The organism is Bacillus sp. JJ634 (assembly GCF_036962285.1).
Lineage (GTDB): Bacteria > Bacillota > Bacilli > Bacillales > DSM-1321 > Peribacillus > Peribacillus asahii_A.
The window spans coordinates 18,681-33,856 of record NZ_JBALMU010000016.1 but is presented as its reverse complement, the minus strand read 5'-3'; the positions used below and the strand labels follow the sequence as shown (position 1 = coordinate 33,856).

Sequence of the window (15,176 nt, the reverse complement as noted above, 5' to 3'; positions counted from 1 at the left end):
CATATCACGGTAACATCTGAACAATTAGAAGATGTAGTAGAAGGTAAGATGATGTTTGATGGTTCTTCTATTACAGGTTTTTCGCCTATTAATAAATCAGATCTATATCTACAACCAGATTTAGCTACATTTGCTGTTCTTCCTTGGACGGTAGAAGAAGGATATTCGGAGGCACGATTCTTATGCTCTGTAAAAAACCCAGATGGGACGCTTTTTGAGGGAGATACAAGAAATGTACTAAAGAAAACAATGGAACGTGCAGCTGATAAAGGTTTTACGATTTCAGTAGGACCTGAGTTAGAGTTTTTCCTATTTAAAACGGATGAAAACGGTTATGCAACTCGAGAACTTGGCGATAAAGCAGGCTATTTCGAACCATCACCACATGATCTTGGAGAACGTGTTCGTTTAGAAATCTACCGTGCTTTAAAAGCGATAGGCTTTACGATTGAAGCATCTCATCATGAGGTAGCAGAAGGGCAACATGAACTTAGCTTTAAATATGCAGATGCACTAACTGCAGCAGACCGATCAACTACGTATAAATGGGTCGTGAAGACCATTGCAAAGAAATTCGGACTGCATGCTACATTTATGCCAAAGCCAGTATTCGGAATCAACGGTTCTGGTATGCACGTAAATATGTCATTCTTTGAAGGAAGCGAAAATGCATTCTTTGATCCTTCAGATGAGTTGCAACTATCCGAAAAAGCGTATCAATTTATTGCAGGGGTACTAGAAAACGTGAAGAGTTTTGCGGCAGTAACAAATCCACTAGTAAACTCTTATAAACGCTTAGTTCCAGGCTATGAAGCACCTTGTTACCTTGCTTGGTCTGCTTCTAACCGTTCAGCACTTATTCGTATTCCAGCAAAAAAAGGTCTTGCGACACGTGTAGAATTACGCTGTCCAGATCCATCAGCTAACCCTTACTTAACGTTCGCAGTCATTGCTTCTGCAGGTTTAGATGGAATCGAAAAAGGACTAGAAGCACCAGCTCCAATTAATGAAGATATCTTCCATATGACCGAAGAAAGAAAAGCGGAACTCGGAATTGACAACTTACCTGGCAGCTTAAAGGAAGCAATCAGTGAATTAGAATCAAGCGAATTTGCTTATAAAGCATTAGGCGATCACGTATATAACGAATATGTTTCTATGAAGAAAGCAGAATGGGATAGCTACCGCACAGCTGTTCATTCATGGGAAATCGAAAACTATCAATCTAAATTTTAAACTATTCAAAGCCTTGATATCTCTGGTATCGGGGCTTTTTTTATGTCGGGCGATTCGAATAGTTTTCCGCCTATTTTTTTGAATGCCCGATTTTTGCCCGGTTTTAATTAAAGAAGTAATTATTCGAGTATGTTTTTTATGTAATCTTCAGATTTATTTATTGTGCTTTCTTTAATTTTTTTACTAATGTGCGAATAAACATCAGAAGTAATTTGAATGCTACCATGACCTAATCGTTCTTGTGTATATTTCATGTCTGCGCGCCAGCTCCCAGAAGTAAAATAGCGTGAGTATGTCGTAGAGAGTGAATCGGAAGCGAAGGAAGCCCACACTTTTTGAGAATGTTCGGATTCAATGAATTGTATTTCTCTTTTGTTCTTTTCTTCCTTAATTTCTACACCATTACACGGATTCCTAGAAACTTTTCCAAGTGTTACAGCCTTTTCGAATGCATTGTGCATGGCACTGTGTACAACCTTGACCGTTTCCGGACTTAATCGTTCTTCAAGATGATTTGTAAATTTTTGATATAATACCGGCTTGACATCTTTCGGAAGAATGTCTTGGAAATAAGGGCGTATGCAAGCTTTAACATTCATTTCATGCTTATCCAAAGTCCCTTTTGCAACCGTCCTTTTTTGTATTCTTTTAGCCATATGTCTAACCATGTTTTTAATGATTTGTCTGTTTAGAGTGTGCCTTCTCACAATTTACGTTCCATTTCTTCAGCAGCAAGTGTTGCCTCCGCTTTACTGTCAAAACCTTTCTTTGACTTTTCCCTTGTTTTTCCTGAGATTGGGTCCTGATAATAGATTCTATACTCCCAGAAATCCTTATTAGAACCTTTCTTTTTTTATGAAAAAAAGTAGACCGTCATCTACTCTGCAAATTAAATTGCTAGCGCTAGAAATTTAAAGATCTTGCGTGAAACGAATGGCTTTACCAAGTATTTTAGCCGGATTATCTTCTGTCACTATGTAAGGTTCATAGGTTGGGTTATCTGGCATAAGCATAATCATACTTCCTTGTTTTTTTACACGCTTCAAAGTTGCTTCTGTATTTCCCCTGTTTTAATTAGAAACCTTGATATATCAACGTTTTCAGGGGTTAACGAGCAAGCAAGTTAATTAACCCTTATTAACCCTCTAAGTAAATGAGGTGGTAAATTGCATCCAAAACAGATATGCACTGATTTTGCTTCAATGGGATCTCCTTTAGTACTGGATGGTGACGACTTGTATATAGAGCATCCGGAAAATATCTATCCAGAACTTGAAGAGTTAGCGAAGAACTATAAATCTCGTATCGTGGCTTATTTGAAAGGCGAGTATTCAGACAATTTAGGCATCGAGCAAGATATGAACGGAAAAATAAATGATTGGCTTAAGCATGACGGTGAGGCCACCAAGATGGTTATGGAATTGACTATTGAACTTTCATATAACGGATGGAATAAAGTATCGGAGCCAATTTGCAATTATGAGAATAAAGTAATAGATAAATTATCTAAAGAAATTTTTGAACGAGCGATGGTTTATTTTAAGAATGGAGTAGTGATGGGATGAAAGGATTTATAGAAATATTAGAAAAACGTTATAATTCTTCGCGTTTAATAAATGTAAATAAAATCATATCTGTTTTAGATGATCAAATTTTTGTTGAATATCCAACAGGTGTAGAAATAATTAGACATGAAGGGACTTATGAGGAAATTAAACAAAAAATTCAAGAAGCTGTGGAGTCCTAATATGAGCGCTATCCATTACAGATACTCAGACACAGAATTAAAAAACAATCCTGGACACATTAGAAATTATTGTAGATACCAGGGAGCAAAAGAATCAGCATGTGCTTGATTACTTTCGTAAAAAGAAAGTGCCATTTAAGATTCGAACCATGAAAACATGTGATTATTCAGCGATGATTCCTAAGAATATCGAAATGGGCCTTACAAGAGATATCTACTTGACTGCTGGATTGGAACGGAAAAATGGTGTAGATGAATTAGTGGAAAGTATCAAAGACCGTAATCGTTTTGAAAATGAATTAATACGTGCTTCTAAGAATCCATTCGTCTTGATTGTGGAAGACCTAGAAGGCTATCAAAAAAATATTGAACGGTATGTATCGCAGCAAATATGATCCAAAAGCTTTGCTTGGTAGTTTAAAGACATTTGAGGTTCGGTATGGCTTTTCAACTGTTTTTCTTTCAACTAGTACAACAGGGAATTATATTTATCATCATTTTCTCTATATGGCTCGTGAACTGCTGAAAAGAGGGTTTATATGATTAGTCCGGTTCCTGTTAAACAGTTAAATAAATCGATTCAAATTCAGAAAGATTATTTCAAAGCAGAACTTTTGAAAATGGAGAAGTCTTAAACTTTAACAGTCTTGAGGATTCTAATAGAGACTGAAATCCTATTTATGCAGAAATGTTAAAAGTCATTTATAAATCCATTTGAGAAAAAGGCATCCTTTCGAGGGTGCTTTTCTTTTGTCTAAATGTTAGGAGTGAACTTATGAAGTTTGCTAATCATTTATCTAAGAAAGATATACAGAAGGTTAATCAACTTAGGAGAGCTAACACGAAGAAGGATAATCCTAAACCTAAACGCAAGAAGAAAGATAATCTAAGTCAAAGAGAGATTGAGAAACTAATGGGTACTAACAACAGAGGACTAAGAAGAAAGAAAGGTGGTGCTTGGAGTAATGGCTAGATTACCAGAGGGAAAGCAAAGGATTACTATCGGATGCTACTACACTATGAAGTTAGCAAAAGGTCCGAGCGTTAGCGTTACAATGCGACGATTATCTATGCCAGGACTGTTATGACAAGGAGACTATCAAGCTAGCCGATATGGTCCATCACATTAAAGAGCTTGCAGATTATCCACGCTTGTCATAACAAACAACATCCCGAGAAAGGAAAGCAGAAAGCGAAGACTGTTAGTAAAAAATAAAAATAATTTCTTCAAAAAGAAATCCGGAGATAATCTGATGCATATCTTTTCAAAAACAGACAGGAGTGAGTGAAGATGAGTGACAATAAAACAGTTGTGTCAGGTGGTATCTCATTCGGATGTGCATTGGCTATTTGCATATCATGGAGTATTCATAAATCAATATTGTGGGCAATCATTCACGGTTTTTTCAGTTGGTTCTATGTAATTTATTATGCGATTACTAGATAGCCCCTTTGCCTTTCAATTCAAAAACTTTCTCATTTGGGAACCGAGGGGGGACCATTGTTTGTACCGCGATGGAATTTTTTCATGAAAGGGGGAACACAAATTATGGCCGTACCAACTGCAAAGAAAATTAGAGAATATCTAGGTGAATCATATCAAGAGTCTAATGAAGAATTGATTAAATTGTACATCGAAACACATGCTTTTTACCGTCGTTTACAAAAAGAAATGAAGAAAAAAGACCTTATGTATGAATATACAAATAAGGAAGGGGCGACAAACTTAGTGAAAAATCCCCTTTCTATTGAATTGACCAAGACGGTACAAACTTTAAACAACTTGCTTAAATCACTTGGACTTACGCCAGCCCAAAGAAATTAAAAGAAGGTTTAGGATCGGGTGACGATGACGACGATTTCGACGCATTCTAAACCGTCTGAAATGGCAAAATGGTATCAAAATTGGCGTAAAGAACAAGTTAGGCAATTTTACATTCTTGAAAGGTTATCACCTACATTAAAAACAACTTGGTATACTGAGCAGGTTGTAAAAGGTAATATTAAGGCTAGTAAAAAGAATATCCAAGCGTGTCAACGGCATCTTGATGACTTAAAACGTCAAGGTACAGAAGACTTCCCCTGGGTTTTCGATGAAAAAATGACTCATCGACCGATTCGTTATATTGAAAAGTTTTGTCGTCCATCAAAAATTACAAAACAGTTTAATATTTTTGTTGATAACGATGAAATGTCATTCGTGGGTGTAGAAATTCTTAAACGAAATGAAGGGGAAATCGACCTTGAAGTATTGAAAGGGAAAGAATGTATTAGGGGTTACGATTTATCACAAACTGAAGACTTTACAAGCGCTTGTTTAGAATTTCCATTAGATGATGGTGTTTGCCTATCGTGAGTAGGCGGACGGTTTAAAAGGTGTTGGTAGCACCGATTAAACACGCTGTGCTCTTTTGTTTTGCAGTTTTTTAACTGTCCGATACTAGGAGATAAATCGCCCGAAATTTGCCCGATTTCGCATTATACATTTGGATTTATTTTAATGATGACATTTATTAGATTGCGATATTAAACGGATTTTCTAAGGACCTTGAATTGTTTTTATGTTAGAGAACGTAAATCGCACAGCTGTTCATTCATGGGAAATCGAAAACTATCAATCTAAATTCTAAACTATGCAAAGCCTTGATATCTCTAGTATCAGGGCTCTTTTTATGTAATCTTCAAATTTATTCATTGTGCTTTCTTCAATCTTTTTACTATGTTTTTAAAAGAGGACGGTTATGCTTTTTTGTTTGAATGTTGTTTACTACAACAAAAGAATCTACAAGTTTTAAGAACAACGAATATGCTAGCTTTACTGACGGAAAGCCTTTATATTTCTAATCCTGATGAAGCTGCTATTTTGAAAAAGGCCGCATTTATTGAAGATATCGCCTAAGGGCATGTTACTGGTTCGGTTAAATGTTTTAGTCTAAAAAAGAAAGAAGTGGACGAAAATCAATATCACACAGTCATGAATGGTTACACCGTAAAGAGTAAGGCGGCAAACCAAAAGCTGGACAAGCTTGATGATGAATATGTCATTAAGAGTGGCCAGGAGTTGCGTGTGAAGGGACCAATATGCTAGTATCGAATACAGCTTTCTATTATTGTATTGCGATATATCTCTTTTTAAAAAATTTCTTCTTAAGATAAACACGTTTTTAACATTTTGAAAGTGGGTATGAAAAGCATGGAAACTATTTCCGAAATATCACAGAAACCGAAAACGGATAATGAAATACTTTTTATAGGAAATACTGAAGATGAGATTTCGTTTGTGAATAGCAAAATCAACTTTGTTGGTAAAGGAAATCGGTTAATTATTGAACGTGGAGCCAAAATTAAAAATGCAACGCTAAATTTTAATCGTAATAACTCGCTCATTATCATTGGGAAATCAAATCACAATGCAACGATGAGCGTCAGTGTCTGGAATGATAATACATTTTTCCTTGGTCGCAACTATTCATTTAATGGAGCAGCGAGATTTATTCTCTCTGAGCAAAAGAATCTGTTCATCGGTCATGATAATATGTTTTCGAGTGGTGTAGTCGTTCGTTTGGCAGATCCACATTTAATCTATGATGGAACAACTCGAAAACGGATTAACCCAACAAAGAGTGTGTACCTAGGTGACCACATTTGGATCGGGCAGGACGTCATGATTCTAAAAGGAGTAGAAGTTGGTACAGGTTCAATTTTAGGTGCAAAGTCACTTGTGACAAAATCACTCCCATCAAATGTAGCAGTTGCAGGAAGTCCTGCACGTGTGGTGCGGAAAAATGTTTTTTGGGCACGTCCGTCTGTCCATGCATATACTGAAAAAGAAACGATGGATTCACAAGAGTTTCCAGATGGACGTTTTGTCTATACGTCAAAAGGCTCGACAGAAAAACATTTTGCCAAAATTGAAGAAAAGCTAAATACCGCAACTTCCGTAGAGGAGAAGACTGCTATATTAACACCTTATCTTGATGTAACAAGTAAGAATCGCTTCTTTCTTCCAGTGCCTCCTGAGAAAAAGAAAACATTTCTCGATCGAATCTTTCGCAAAGGAAGCAAGGAGTAAAATAAATTTATCTCCAAAAATAAATTTACAATCTTGTTTTTCATATGTTAGAGAATGAAAACCGCACGGCTGTTCATTTATGGGAATTGAAAACTATCAATCTCAATTTTAAACGATTCAAAGTCTTGATATCTCTAGTATCAGGGCTTTTTTAATGTTAGGCGATCATCCTTTTTGTTTGTTTGGATGTTGTTTAGTACAATGGAAAATAACAGAGAGTGTGAAGAGAAATATTAAGAAGTCATCGATAAGAACTAATCGGTTATTGAAGAGCAAGCCAAAGTATTTTCTTCTTTAGTTAAGGATGTTCCTGAAATTAAACAAATGATTATAGATGAAAGGGGGGAATAAATGATGGTTAGAATTTTTATTGATGCGGGTCATGGTGGGAAAGATTCAGGAGCAGTTGGAAATGGATTGCTCGAAAAGGATTTAACCTTGAGGATTGCTAAACGAGTAAAACAATTATTAGCTGCATATGAAAACGTAGAAGTGAAAATGAGTCGTACAAAAGATACTTATCCATCTTTATCAGAACGTACTAAGGCCGCAAATGTATGGGGAGCAGATTTTTTTCTGTCTATTCACATTAATGCTGGCGGCGGTGTTGGTTATGAGGATTTTGTGTATCCGAGTAGTTCTAAATCTATCGCTTACCAAAATGTGATTCATTCAGAAATGGTGAAGAAGATTGATATGAAAGACCGTGGAAAGAAACAAGGAAATTTGCATGTGCTTCGTGAGTCTAATATGCCTGCAATTCTTACGGAGTGTGGTTTTATTGATAATAAAGATGATGCGGCTAAATTAAAGGGTGAAGATTTCATTGAGGCAATTGCTAAAGGTCATGTAAATGGATTGGTAAAAGCATTCGATTTGAAAGAGCAGAAGGCTGATGAAGATTGTGAATACTGTATAGTTCTAAAAGGTGATACAGTATCAAAACTGGCTAAAAAGTATGATACAACTATTGCAAAAATCAAAAGTTGGAACAAGCTTGATGACAAGTATACGATTCGAATTGATCAAAAATTACGTGTGAAGTAAAATGAAGTCCTTCTTCATGATGGGAGAGGGCTTATATCCGCACCAATGCCATATAGGTTAGATGTTTTCGTAAATCCCTCTGTGAAATAGGATCTTATATCTTTTCAATCATCCTTGCCTACGATTGTCTAAATTTAATGTGTCTGATCAGCACAATCGGAAGTATTAATAAAAAGGTAGTTTAACAGATGTTTGTGATGTGAAATTTAGCCAAGATACTATTTGTGGGAGGAATATTTTATGGAACACGAATTAAAAGAGTTGATTAAAAAGTGTGATCTTGCAATAAAGCAAGAAGATTTTGATACATTGATGAATTACTATACAGATGATGCAATTTTAGTGGTAAAGCTTGGAATGATTGCACAAGGCAAAGAGGAAATCAAAAAATCGTTTATTGCAATTGCAAAATACTTTAATAACAGTATTGTACCAACACAAGGAGAAATGATTATTTTAGAAGCAGGAGATACTGCTTTAGTTTTATCTCAAACGCTACTTGATGCTGATAAAGAGGATTCGGAATATTCAATGGATAGAAGGGCAACATACGTGTTTAAGAAGAATCCACAAGGCGAATGGCTTTGTGCAATTGATAACTCATATGGTACAGAATTAATCAATAAATAGGCTTCAAAAGGATGGGGAATCTTTGATAAATAGGTTCCCCTTAATTTTATGCAAATATCAACATTAAAGTTTATCAGAGCCAAATGATAAAAAAATACATATGGGGAAGGATAAGCTTATAAATAAAGCTCATCAACTTATTAGTGCAATAAAAGGAGTATTCCCTTAATAAAGGAGGAAATAAAATGACAGAAGACAAAACAGTAGGTAAGAGTGAAATTAAAAAGGCGAAGGAAGGAGAAACTATTCAAGTAATAAAAGGTGAACAGCAAGGTAAGAAGGGAGAAGTTTTAACAGTGCGGGAAAACTCTGTGATTGTCAAAGTTGGGACAAAACCACAAACAGATGAACCGATAAAAATAGTGGTTAATCATAAAAATTATAAATGTATAAAATAAAGCAGCAAGTATAGTATCCATTGAATTTAACATGCACTTTGTACGAATATCGAGTATGTAAAAGTCAGGGAAGTATAGTATTAAACGATTTGACAATCATTACATATTAGTTAAACACCGTACACCTATCATTGATAGAAACAACCAAGCGTTACTTATGGAAGCTAGCTCTAATTAGGCTGCCCCACGGCACATCGAAATCACTACTTATGGCTGCTTCCTTCCAGACCTGACCAATTTCGTAGGTTTCCATTGCGTAGGACCCAATTGTCAACACTGCTTTCACAAGGCAGACCTCACATGTTCCTACCTCAAATAGGAGTTCAACCCCGCTATGGCGGATTGCGGGTTACAGGGCACCGCCAACTCCCCATCTAGCACGGTATGTATGAGCTAGACTATATTCTATGTGAATAAACGGCACACTCGAAGGGATTTATCCCTAGTTGACCGAGTATCTTATTTCTAATAAGAGCTACAACCGAACGATAATGGTTATTGCTATTTAGCATAATTGTATTGATGAGTTCGGCTCATGAAATGGCTATAAGCCAGGTTTTGTTCCTGTGTGCTAATAACGATGCCAATCTCGCACAACCAGGTGCAGTCATATAACTATTGATTTGTTCAATCAATCCATCCTTTTAGTTCGTTATTCCCGCTGGATGGTGCCCCTACCTAAATTTGGGTTGCTCGCTCTTGGGGTTTACCTCGTTCCACTTCTTCCGTTTCCAGAAGAATTCGTCACTGTGGCACTTTAAGGTTACTCTCAGCATATCCTTTTGGACTTAGCATGATTTCTCCGCCGTCAGCAGATACGAAGTCTGCTGCCCACCTTTACAGATGGCAAGAACACTCCGGGCATCTCAGCACCGGGCGAGCCTGGACTTTCCTCAACTCATATAAACCATGAGCCGCGACTACTCACCATTTCATGTTTAGTTGTTCATCAACTACGAGAATAAATGTATCATAAATAAACAGAAGACGTCATTAGTATACTTGTACCAGTGGTGGGATATTGAGGATAGTAAATCTTTTCATGAAAACATTATCGTTCTAACTACGTGAGTTTATTATCTTAACGTACAGTTTTTTCAAAATGTTGACTTACTCCATAATGCAAAATCGTTTTTTGTATGTTTAAAATTCAGGATTTTTATATAAAATGTTGACTTTTTAGAAAAAAAGAATTTTGATATAAATAGTAATAATATTCCAAAAATAGGGATTTTTCATTTGTGGCAAACGATACTATAATATTTTAAGGGGTAGGAGGATCATTCGTGAGTCAAAAATTATTGTTTGAAAGAGAAGGGAATATTGAATGGATTACTTTAAACAACCCTGCTAAAGCAAACTGCTTATCGAGAGATATGCTAATAGATCTTATTAAACATTTGCAAATGTTAAAGGATAATGAGCAAGTAAGCGTTATCATTATAACTGGCAGCGGAGAGAGGGCATTTTCAGCAGGAATGGATGTCAATGAATTTGTAGGTCTAACTCCACAAACTGGATATGAACTTATTTCTTTATTAAAGCAGGTCTGTGAATTGGTTCGTAAAATTCCACAAGCTGTAGTTGTAGCTATAAACGGTTACTGTATAGGCGGGGCAATGGAAATTGCAATGGCAGCCGATATTCGAGTGGCTGCCAAGGATTCAGTTTTTGTCATGCCGGAGATAAAGTTAGGTATTCCATCTGTTTTAGATTCTGTTTTGCTCCAGCAGCATATTGGGCTAAGCCGTGCAAAAGAGATGCTGCTTACAGGTGATGCTGTCAGCGCAGTGGAAATAAATCAGTTCGGTTTTTTGAATGCACTGGTAGAATTATCTGAATTGAAAGCAACTGCTGAATCTTTTGCACGCAGAATTGCTGTAAATCATAGAGTTACTATCAAACAGCAAAAAGCCCTTTTTGAAACGTGGCAGAATACTTCACTCGATACTGCGATTCAAGATAGTATGAACCAATTTGCTTTATCGTTTAGTACGGGTGTTCCTCAGGAAAAGATAGCAGAGTTTTTTGCTGCAAAACAAAAATAATTCCCAGAATAATTTTGAAAAATTTGATTGGGTGTAGTGATTCTATATTATAGATTTGTACGCTAAGGAGTAATGATATATCTGGAGTTTTATTTTTTAATAGATACTTCATTGATTCTAAATTGTGAAGAATACGAAAACTATTGGGAAATAAAACGGGTAGTGATTACTTTCTGCCAAAATGGACAAGATTCTGTAAGGCTATTTTAAAATTAAGTGGTATGGAGTTTTACTGGATTGAATGTTTTTAAGAGATATTAGATCGGCTCATTAGAGTGCTTTTTGGATATTCTGAGTTAGTATTAAGGGGAGTATAACGATATAAAGAGCTAAAAAGGTCCCAAGTGATTTCACTTCACTTGGGACGGAAATAAGGCCGCGTTTATGATTTTGTTCTTAGTTTATCCCTTTTCTAGTGTCGTCAGGGATGGTTTGTGTAGAAAATGACTTTATTTGTGGTAGTTTGGAATCCAATGCTAATAGTGAGCTTCCATTTAAGAGTAGTTGGATAGCGATGATTAGTAAAGCCACGTCAAACTCGAATCCTCCCAGAAAGCCACTGTCTAGCTTCACGAATAAGATCGCGCCCAGCATGATGCACGCCATTAAACCAGCAAAGATTCTTGTCCCCAAACCTAAAATTAGCGCAATCCCGCCCACTAATTCAATGGTCGCAACAATGTAGGCCAAAAAGCTTGGCAACCCCATGGCAGGAAACCCCGCCGCAACATTTTCAACACCGCCCTGGAATTTATCCAACCCATGCATAAAGAAGGTAAATCCTAGTATTAGCCTTAATAAAAGTGAACCGATTTCTTGAGTATTTTTCATCATTCATTCTCCTCTTAATAAATTATTACACTACGTTATGTAGTGCTCAGGGCAGAAAAACTGTGACCATTAACTCATAGTCACTAGAATCATAACTGTCATAAGAAGCATCATATGGACCGAAGCCATAATCGAAGTTGTTTTCAGCTTTATCGGAATAGCCTGATGTGGATTCACTAATTGTTTCAGCCTGTAGTTTACCGATTCATCTGAGAAATGAGCCAGTACAGGAGAGGGCTTTCTGTTAAAGTGATGTTTAATTAATTTTAACAGCGCACTTCCTAATGCTGCTTCGGAACCCGTTTTATGAATAGCATATTGATCAGCTAACAACTCACTGATGATTTTATAATTCTGATAAGCCCATTTGGTCAGTGGAATAAACCATATAGTCTGTGAACTAAGCTGCAGGGCAAAAATTTTGAGCGAATCATTGTTTTTTTGATGGGATGTTTCATGTTCAATGACTGCATTCAATTCATATTCTTCGAGGATTTCGATTAAACTTGTAGAAAGGACAATGTTAGATTTTCTAAATCCTATTGTAAAAGCTAGCAGCTGATGATCTTGAATGACCAGGATGTCCGATTTATGCCTATGGAATTTTCTATTTAGAAGCTGTGTCAAATCGGTATCAACCATCTGGGGAATTTTCTTTTTAAACCTTCTTAATAAAAAATATTGGTGCCCAATTTTAATAAGTGTCATCAATATCGTATAAGCAATTAATAGATTTAAAAACATACTAATTATTAATTGAATAGATATATTTTCATCAAACAAACTGAGACAAAGGGTAAAAAGATTCTTCTCTAGGTTTGTCCCTAAAAGAACATGAGCCAGATACATCCCGATTTGGCTCCAAACAAGAATCGTAATCAATAGACTTAAGCTTATGATAAATATAGATTTATTCTTCCACCATTTCATGGCTTCGTTCCTTTTAATTGTTTGATTTTTTGTTCTAGTTTATCCAGTAATTCCTGATCTACATCTTGTATGGCATCAAGCATATGGTTGATGACTAAACCACCAAATTCATCAAGAAGATTTTCTGTTAACTTTTTCGACTGTTCTTCCATAAATTCTTCTTTTGATTGAATAGGACGGAATAATGAAAGTCTTCCTTGCATTCTTTTTTCTAAAATACCCTTATCTGTTAACCGCTTCATTACAGTCATAACCGTATTAAAATTAATTGGTTTGTCGTCTTCTAAATGATGCAGGACTTCTTTAATGCTTCGTTCTCTTCCATCCCAGAGAATCTCCATGATTCTTGATTCTAAAGGANNNAGGCCAGCTTCGTTATATTTAAAGTTCTTAATGTTCAATTTACTCACCTTCCACTACATATTGTAGTGTATTGATTGTGGAATTTCCAGACTGATTGTTCAAACTTGAGCAATGTACTCTAAAAAGCAGTCTTTTCATGACAAGATATTAGAACCTTATAATCGTAATTAATAGAATAATAGCAACCTCCTTTGAATGAAAGAGTGCAAGTAAGTACTTATTAACAAATAATACCACTGTTATTATAATGAAAAATCATACAATTTTACCATTTTAAAGTCCTGGATTTTTGATTAACGATTATTATATATGTTCAAAAAAGTGTTTCATAATCAATGATAGACAACATAAATAGAAGGGGGGACTTGTTTTACATCGTAAAATAAACAGAATGAAACTGGATTCCTAATTTCGCTATAACGAGGATCTGATAGTATTTAAGTTGAGTTGCAAGATAATAAATCCCCATTTGGCTGCAGGATACTGCTGAATTAAATCAAGGGAGGTAAAAGTGACTCCCGATTTTCAGGATATTGTTTCTATTTCAGGTTCATATAGATAGTGCCAACACTCCACACATATGGAGTGTTGTTCATTACTCGTCAAGGAAGATACATAAGAGATGTAGGAGTGGATAAAAAAGTCTTTTAATTTTTTGGCTTTGTTAAACAATATTGTTGATAACACAAATGGGCTAAAGATCAACAGCGTTCTATAACAGAGCTACGTTTTCGATGAACCCGATTCAGGGAAAGTGAATGGTTCGAATAATGGTTTGTACACTTCCGTCATATGTGATTTCTTCTAGTTTTTTATGATTGGAAAGTACAATCAATGTCTCGAATCTCTTCTGCTGTTAATTGCACATCTAATGTTTTTAAATTATCTAGTACTTGTTCCGCTCTCTTCGCACCTGGAATCACAACGTCAATGGAAGCGCGTGTTAAATACCAAGCTAAGACGATATGGGCAACGTCTGTTTGTTTAGTATCAGCAATTTCACGTATCTTTTCCACTTTTTCTAAGTTTTGTATAAATGCTGCTCCTTGTAAATGCGGCATTTTTGAACGAAGGTCATTAAATACCATGTCTTTATTGTATTTACCTGCTAATATGCCAGCTGCTAGAGGTAAGTAAGGTATAAATGAAATATTCTGCTCTGCTGTATAGGGCAGTAATTCTTTTTCCGCAGATCGTTATAATAAATTATATTCACCTTGATAAACATCGACATACCCGTCTGTATTTGCTTCTTTTAACTGATCCATTGAGAAGTTAGAAACACCAATCGCTCTAATTTTTCCTTCGTCTTTCAATTGTTTTAATGCACCAACTGCCTCATCTTTTGGTGTATCGTTATCCGGAAAATGTATATAAAATAAATCGATGTAGTCGGTTTGCAGCCGTTTTAAGCTCTCCTCAACAGCTTGTTTTAAAAAGTACGGAGAATTGTCGATCACAACATCTTGTCCAACAAATTTATGTGCACCTTTGGTGGCAATAACAATGTCGCTGCGTTTTCCTGTTTCTTTCATGACTTCCCCCACTAATTCTTCAGAACGCCCCGGTCCGTAAATGAATGCTGTATCTAGAAAGTTAACCCCGTGATTAATTGCTGCTCGCACTAACTCTTTTCCTGCCTCTTCATCTAAATTAGGATAAAGATTATGACCCCCGACAGCATTCGTTCCAAGTCCAATCGGATTGACGTATATATCTGTTTTTCCTAATTGTGTTTGCTTAGTCATTTTCATTCCTCTTTTCACATTTTTTATTTTGCAGACAAACTATAGTAAAAAATAAATCATTTCAAATTTAGGACAAATAATAGATTGCTTCGTATATTTTTACACCCTTCTATTTATACTATAATA

16 protein-coding genes, 2 other RNA genes and 4 pseudogenes are annotated in these 15,176 nt (G+C 35.9%); 13 read left to right on the top strand and 9 right to left on the bottom strand.

From position 1 onward, the window contains the following. Positions 1-1,236 (top strand): type I glutamate--ammonia ligase (gene glnA, locus V7068_RS03245; protein ID WP_499710987.1); only part of this gene is annotated, 1,236 nt, incomplete at its 5' end. Between the two features lie 119 nt (positions 1,237-1,355). Here glnA and V7068_RS03240 read toward each other — a convergent pair. From V7068_RS03240 to V7068_RS03230, 3 genes and pseudogenes are all read right to left on the bottom strand, one after another. After that, positions 1,356-1,892, bottom strand: coding sequence for a hypothetical protein (locus V7068_RS03240; protein ID WP_499710985.1), 537 nt, complete (start codon positions 1,890-1,892; stop codon positions 1,356-1,358). A 47-nt stretch (positions 1,893-1,939) separates the two neighbouring features. Continuing rightward, positions 1,940-2,032 carry an Arm DNA-binding domain-containing protein gene (locus V7068_RS03235; protein WP_499710997.1) on the bottom strand — a complete coding sequence of 31 codons (93 nt, stop codon included), beginning with the start codon at positions 2,030-2,032 and terminating at the stop codon, positions 1,940-1,942. A 115-nt stretch (positions 2,033-2,147) separates the two neighbouring features. Further along, a pseudogene (locus V7068_RS03230) lies at positions 2,148-2,300 on the bottom strand (LexA family protein); the annotation flags it as partial. A gap of 102 nt (positions 2,301-2,402) precedes the next feature. On the opposite strand from V7068_RS03230, the gene V7068_RS03225 reads away from it, so the two are divergent. The 11 genes and pseudogenes from V7068_RS03225 to V7068_RS03175 all read left to right on the top strand — a co-directional run bounded on the left by V7068_RS03225 (position 2,403) and on the right by V7068_RS03175 (position 9,130). Beyond that, entirely contained in the window at positions 2,403-2,801 is a 399-nt protein-coding gene (locus V7068_RS03225) for a hypothetical protein (protein WP_499710983.1), read from the top strand. Continuing rightward, positions 2,798-2,983, top strand: coding sequence for a hypothetical protein (locus V7068_RS03220; protein ID WP_499710981.1), 186 nt, complete (start codon positions 2,798-2,800; stop codon positions 2,981-2,983). Before V7068_RS03225 ends, V7068_RS03220 begins: the two co-directional genes overlap by 4 nt. Position 2,984: 1 nt before the next feature. Then, positions 2,985-3,526 (top strand): annotated as a pseudogene (locus V7068_RS03215) (ERCC4 domain-containing protein). Between the two features lie 232 nt (positions 3,527-3,758). Next, positions 3,759-3,956 carry a hypothetical protein gene (locus V7068_RS03210; RefSeq protein WP_499710980.1) on the top strand — a complete coding sequence of 66 codons (198 nt, stop codon included), beginning with the start codon at positions 3,759-3,761 and terminating at the stop codon, positions 3,954-3,956. A 555-nt stretch (positions 3,957-4,511) separates the two neighbouring features. Next, positions 4,512-4,808: a P27 family phage terminase small subunit gene (locus V7068_RS03205; RefSeq protein ID WP_499710995.1), complete on the top strand. Its 297-nt coding sequence runs from the start codon at positions 4,512-4,514 to the stop codon at positions 4,806-4,808. Between the two features lie 24 nt (positions 4,809-4,832). After that, positions 4,833-5,324: pseudogene (locus V7068_RS03200) on the top strand (hypothetical protein); the annotation flags it as partial. 408 nt (positions 5,325-5,732) lie between these two features. Continuing rightward, entirely contained in the window at positions 5,733-5,882 is a 150-nt protein-coding gene (locus V7068_RS03195; protein WP_499710979.1) for an N-acetylmuramoyl-L-alanine amidase, read from the top strand. A 294-nt stretch (positions 5,883-6,176) separates the two neighbouring features. Next, positions 6,177-7,055: an acyltransferase gene (locus tag V7068_RS03190; RefSeq protein ID WP_499710978.1), complete on the top strand. Its 879-nt coding sequence runs from the start codon at positions 6,177-6,179 to the stop codon at positions 7,053-7,055. Between the two features lie 354 nt (positions 7,056-7,409). Next, on the top strand, positions 7,410-8,102 hold the full coding sequence (locus V7068_RS03185; protein ID WP_499710993.1) for an N-acetylmuramoyl-L-alanine amidase family protein: 693 nt from the start codon (positions 7,410-7,412) through the stop codon (positions 8,100-8,102). 240 nt (positions 8,103-8,342) lie between these two features. After that, positions 8,343-8,732 (top strand): YybH family protein, encoded by a 390-nt coding sequence (locus V7068_RS03180; protein ID WP_499710977.1) that lies wholly within the window; start codon positions 8,343-8,345, stop codon positions 8,730-8,732. A gap of 185 nt (positions 8,733-8,917) precedes the next feature. Further along, a complete protein-coding gene (locus V7068_RS03175) occupies positions 8,918-9,130 on the top strand; it encodes a DUF2187 family protein (RefSeq protein ID WP_499710975.1) in 213 nt (70 codons plus the stop codon). Between the two features lie 117 nt (positions 9,131-9,247). On the opposite strand, the gene ffs is transcribed toward V7068_RS03175, so the two are convergent. Both ffs and rnpB read right to left on the bottom strand, forming a co-directional pair. Next, positions 9,248-9,513, bottom strand: an RNA gene (gene ffs, locus V7068_RS03170) — signal recognition particle sRNA large type. 159 nt (positions 9,514-9,672) lie between these two features. Further along, positions 9,673-10,062: RNase P RNA component class B (rnpB, locus tag V7068_RS03165), an RNA gene on the bottom strand. Between the two features lie 354 nt (positions 10,063-10,416). Between rnpB and V7068_RS03160 the strand changes: the two genes are divergently transcribed. Then, positions 10,417-11,178 (top strand): enoyl-CoA hydratase/isomerase family protein, encoded by a 762-nt coding sequence (locus tag V7068_RS03160; protein WP_499710973.1) that lies wholly within the window; start codon positions 10,417-10,419, stop codon positions 11,176-11,178. Between the two features lie 396 nt (positions 11,179-11,574). On the opposite strand, the gene V7068_RS03155 is transcribed toward V7068_RS03160, so the two are convergent. The 4 genes and pseudogenes from V7068_RS03155 to V7068_RS03140 form a co-directional block, all read right to left on the bottom strand. Next, complete coding sequence (locus V7068_RS03155) at positions 11,575-12,009, bottom strand: DoxX family protein (RefSeq protein ID WP_499710991.1); 435 nt, start codon at positions 12,007-12,009, stop codon at positions 11,575-11,577. Positions 12,010-12,078: 69 nt separating this feature from the next. Further along, positions 12,079-12,939, bottom strand: a complete 861-nt coding sequence (locus tag V7068_RS03150) for a M56 family metallopeptidase (RefSeq protein ID WP_499710971.1) — start codon at positions 12,937-12,939, stop codon at positions 12,079-12,081. Continuing rightward, positions 12,936-13,340 (bottom strand): BlaI/MecI/CopY family transcriptional regulator, encoded by a 405-nt coding sequence (locus tag V7068_RS03145; RefSeq protein WP_499710970.1) that lies wholly within the window; start codon positions 13,338-13,340, stop codon positions 12,936-12,938. Before V7068_RS03145 ends, V7068_RS03150 begins: the two co-directional genes overlap by 4 nt. Positions 13,341-14,114: 774 nt before the next feature. Next, a pseudogene (locus tag V7068_RS03140) lies at positions 14,115-15,050 on the bottom strand (aldo/keto reductase). Between the last annotated feature and the right edge of the window lie 126 nt (positions 15,051-15,176).